This is a genomic window from Eubacterium ramulus ATCC 29099, assembly GCF_000469345.1.
In the GTDB taxonomy this organism is placed as follows: Bacteria; Bacillota; Clostridia; order Lachnospirales; family Lachnospiraceae; genus Eubacterium_I; species Eubacterium_I ramulus.
In genome coordinates this window covers 1-4061 of record NZ_KI271142.1, presented here as the reverse complement: position 1 = coordinate 4061, position 4061 = coordinate 1, and the positions used below count along the sequence as shown (strand labels likewise).

The following is a 4061-nucleotide window of genomic DNA, read 5'->3' as shown; positions in this document are numbered from 1 at the left end:
GTTCTTGCAGAATGAGGACGGGACACCGAGTACCCAGCTTAAAAAGCGTATCTATGATTTGAAGTGCAGTCTGCATGGTGGAATTATCCCCGTGTCCGTACCGCCAGAAGTACCGTTAAGGGAATTTCCGTACAATGCAGTTGTGGAACTTGTCAATCCAGTAGCCGATACGGTATCACGAAAAACCTATACAGGTGCAGATGTGGACTGGTATGTAAAGGCAGAGGATATTGTGTTGAAGAATAAAGGCAATCAGAACGCAGGTAATCCACAGAACCCTACACCGCAGGGACAACAGAAAAAATAGGATTGCCGAGTAAAAATTATATTGTAGAGCATACTGCATAACGGTATAATTATTTCATATCAAATATAATGGAGTGATGAAAATGAAGCATATCTTAATTGTTGATGATGATATTCATATAAACAAAATGTTGGACGAAGTTTTAGTACATGAAAGATATATGGTTTCCCATGCTTACTCTGGTACAGAAGCATTATTATTTTTAGCAGATACAAAACCAGATTTGATTTTGCTAGACTTAATGTTACCGGGATTGTCTGGGGAAGAATTATTACCACAAATATCAGATATTCCCATTATTGTTATGAGTGCAAAAGTAGATGTTGAAGATAAGGTATCTCTTTTACTTGGTGGTGCAGTTGATTATGTTACTAAGCCTTTTGATACAAAAGAATTATTGGCAAGAATTACTGTTGCACTTAGAGTTAAAACACCCTCATTAAACAGAACATTAGAATTTGAAGATATTACATTGGATACATTTACTTATGAAGTGTTCATAGAGGACAAAAAAGTAAAACTGACGAGAACGGAATATGCTATTTTGAAATTGTTAATACAAAATCCGAAGCAAGTTATTGTAAAGTCATTTCTTTTAGAAAAAATTAGTGAGGACACACCAGACTGTACTGAAAGCTCATTAAAAATGCACATTAGTAATTTAAGAAAAAAACTTCGTGATATAAGTGGAAAAGATTATATTGAAGCTGTTTGGGGAATTGGATTTAAAATGAGAACAGAATAAATCTTTACTGTTTCTTTACTGTTTTCTTTACCGTTTTCTTTACTCTTACAAGATAGAATAACTATATCAGAAAACAGGAGGTAAAAATCATGGAATATGTTCTTAAAACAAATTCTTTATGTAAGAACTACGGGCATTTTAAAGCACTCAACGGCTTATCAATGAATGTGCCTAAAGGTTCGATTTATGGTCTTATCGGCAAAAACGGAGCAGGCAAAACAACTCTTATACGGTTGATATGTGGTTTACAAGAGCCTACATCTGGCGACTATGTTCTTTATGGCAAAAAGCACATAGATAAGGACATTACAAAATCTCGTCGCAGAATGGGAGCAATCGTAGAAACACCGTCAATTTATGTTGATTTAACAGCGTATGAAAATTTAAAGGAGCAATACAAAGTATTAGGTATTCCCTCTGATGATGGAATTTCCGAAATATTAAAATTAGTTGGTCTTGAAAATACGGGAAATAAAAAAACAAAAAATTTTTCTCTTGGTATGCGTCAAAGACTAGGTATTGCGGTTGCTCTTGCAGGTTCGCCAGATTTTCTCGTTCTTGATGAGCCAGTCAATGGACTTGACCCACAAGGAATTATAGAAATTAGGGAATTGATCTTGAAGCTCAATCAAGAACATGGAATTACCGTTTTGATTTCTAGTCATATATTAGACGAGCTATCAAAACTGGCAACATACTATGGCTTTATTGACAATGGTAAAATGATAAAACAGATTAGCTCTATTGAATTGGAAAGTAAATGCCGAAAATGTACTCATTTAAAAGTATCAAGCACAAAAACCCTTGCTTATGTTTTAGACACTATGAACATTGAATATAAAATACTTTCTAATACAGAAGCGGATATTTTTGAAAAAGTTAATATTTCAAAATTAACGACAGAATTATCCAAAAAAGATTGTGAAGTTATTTCGATACATGAACATGATGAAAGTTTAGAAAGTTATTTTGTTAGCTTGGTAGGGGGTGCAAGACATGAATAAATTATTATCTGCTAATTTCTTTCGATTAAGGAAAAATAAATGTTTTAGGGGTTCATTAGCTTTTATGTTTGTGATTGGAATAGCTAGCCCACTATTGAGATATAGGGATATGAAACAGTCTGGATATATCAATAATCTTGACAATGGATTTTTCATGTGTGCATTGTTCATAGGAATTATTCTTGCTGTATTTTGTAGTCTTTTTATCGGTACAGAACATAATGACGGAACAATCAGAAACAAAATTATCGTAGGACAGAAAAGAGAAACTATTTATTTATCAAATATGGTAACTTGTTCTATTATTGCAATTACAATGTGTATTGTGTTTTTTGTTCCGTATCTCAGCGTTGGAATTCCTTTACTTGGATTTTTTGTTGCTGATATGAAAATGATTGTAATGATAGGAATAACTGTCTTGGTTTTATCAGTTACATTTGCTTCTCTTTTCACACTTGTAGCAATGCTCTCTCAAAATAAAGCTATTATTGCAGTAGCTTGTATTCTATTTTCATTTGGGCTTTTGTTTGCTGGTGCAATGTGTAATAGAATGTTGGACGCTCCAAAAACTATTCCAGCTTATTCGATAGGAGAAAATGGAGAAAACACAGCTCAAGAAATGGAAAATCCAAAATATTTAGACGGAACAAAACGAGAAATTGTGCAATTCATTTATGATGTAAATCCAGGCGGTCAAGCAATTCAATGTTCAACAATGCAAGTTGTTAATTTAACACGATTGCCTATATATTCCTTAGTAATCGTTATACTTACAACTGGTGCAGGTGTTTGGATTTTCAAGAAAAAAGATTTAAAGTAAAGGAGTGAAAAATTATGCTATGGTTATGGCTTTTCATAAGTGGACTGATTTTAGTGATTGTCTTGTTACTTATCAAGATACATTTATTACGAAAATCTGCAAAAGAAATAGAATGTTCATTCGCTGAAAAGCTCATAACCGATAGTAATACTCTGATTGATATTTCAAGCAACGATAAATATATGTGTCATTTAGCAAATGAAATAAATATCCAGCTACGAAAGCTCCGAGCTGAACGCAGAAAATTTCAAAAAGGCGATATAGAATTAAAAAATGCTGTTACAAATGTTTCTCACGATTTACGCACACCGCTAACCGCAATATATGGCTATTTGGATTTACTTGAACAAGAAGAAAAAAGTGAAAAAGTGAATAGATATATTGCTGTCATAAAAAATCGTACAGAAATGCTAAAACAACTAACAGAAGAATTATTTCGTTATTCTGTGATTTTAACTTCAGAAGAAGATTTAAAAATTGAACCTATTACTATTAACAATGTATTAGAGGAAAGTATCGCTTCATTTTATACAATTTTAAAAGAAAAGCAAATTTCTCCTAAGATTATCATTCCACAGAAAAAGATAGTTCGTAATCTTGACCGTTCCGCATTATCAAGAATATTTGCAAATTTATTGAATAATGTGGTCAAGTACAGTAATGGTGATTTAGAAGTTACATTATTTGAAAATGGAGAAATTCATTTTATAAACCATGCTTCAAATTTGACTGAAATAGAAGTTGGAAAATTATTTGACCGATTTTATACAGTTAATAATGCTAGAAATTCAACTGGACTGGGATTGTCTATTTCAAAAGCATTAGTTGAAAAGATGAATGGTACAATTTCAGCCGAGTATAACAATGAAATGCTTAATATTTGCATTGTGTTTGATTTGTGAAAATAACTTTTTATAGCAGTTAGTCTTATGATTGACTGCTTTTTTCGTACCCAGAAAGGAGTGATTGATTTATGCGTAAGATTTGGAATAAAGGACACCGTATCAGAGCCAGCGACAAGCACCTTGTTTACCATTTTTCCATAGGAACGCTTCTGTTTATATTTGTGGCGGTTCTCCTGCTACTGAATATGAAACAGCTCATGCGTACCGATTGGGAGCATTTCAGCTTGTTAGAGAATGGCTTGACACTCTCCCCTTACAACTTCATAACCATACTGATAGC

General features: G+C 33.0%; 5 protein-coding genes and 1 pseudogene. All 6 read left to right on the top strand.

The genetic code is table 11. The features are described from left to right. On the top strand, positions 1 to 307 hold a 307-nt coding region (locus HMPREF0373_RS10080), incomplete at its 5' end, for a YdcP family protein (protein WP_021739607.1). An 82-nt stretch (positions 308 to 389) separates the two neighbouring features. Continuing rightward, entirely contained in the window at positions 390 to 1052 is a 663-nt protein-coding gene (locus tag HMPREF0373_RS10075) for a response regulator transcription factor (RefSeq protein ID WP_028088146.1), read from the top strand. 89 nt (positions 1053 to 1141) lie between these two features. Next, on the top strand, positions 1142 to 2056 hold the full coding sequence (locus HMPREF0373_RS10070; RefSeq protein WP_021739605.1) for an ATP-binding cassette domain-containing protein: 915 nt from the start codon (positions 1142 to 1144) through the stop codon (positions 2054 to 2056). Further along, positions 2049 to 2876: an ABC transporter permease subunit gene (locus tag HMPREF0373_RS10065; protein ID WP_021739604.1), complete on the top strand. Its 828-nt coding sequence runs from the start codon at positions 2049 to 2051 to the stop codon at positions 2874 to 2876. The genes HMPREF0373_RS10070 and HMPREF0373_RS10065 overlap by 8 nt, the downstream gene beginning before the upstream one ends. Positions 2877 to 2890: 14 nt before the next feature. Continuing rightward, entirely contained in the window at positions 2891 to 3778 is an 888-nt protein-coding gene (locus HMPREF0373_RS10060; protein WP_021739603.1) for a sensor histidine kinase, read from the top strand. A gap of 71 nt (positions 3779 to 3849) precedes the next feature. Then, positions 3850 to 4061: pseudogene (locus tag HMPREF0373_RS10055) on the top strand (ATP-binding protein); the annotation flags it as partial.

What these genes read in the sequence shown, in the direction of transcription:
- HMPREF0373_RS10075 (WP_028088146.1), top strand. Translation starts at nt 390, where the DNA reads ATGAAGCATATCTTAATTGTTGATGATGATATTCATATAAACAAAATG.
- HMPREF0373_RS10070 (WP_021739605.1), top strand. Translation starts at nt 1,142, where the DNA reads ATGGAATATGTTCTTAAAACAAATTCTTTATGTAAGAACTACGGGCAT.
- HMPREF0373_RS10065 (WP_021739604.1), top strand. Translation starts at nt 2,049, where the DNA reads ATGAATAAATTATTATCTGCTAATTTCTTTCGATTAAGGAAAAATAAA.
- HMPREF0373_RS10060 (WP_021739603.1), top strand. Translation starts at nt 2,891, where the DNA reads ATGCTATGGTTATGGCTTTTCATAAGTGGACTGATTTTAGTGATTGTC.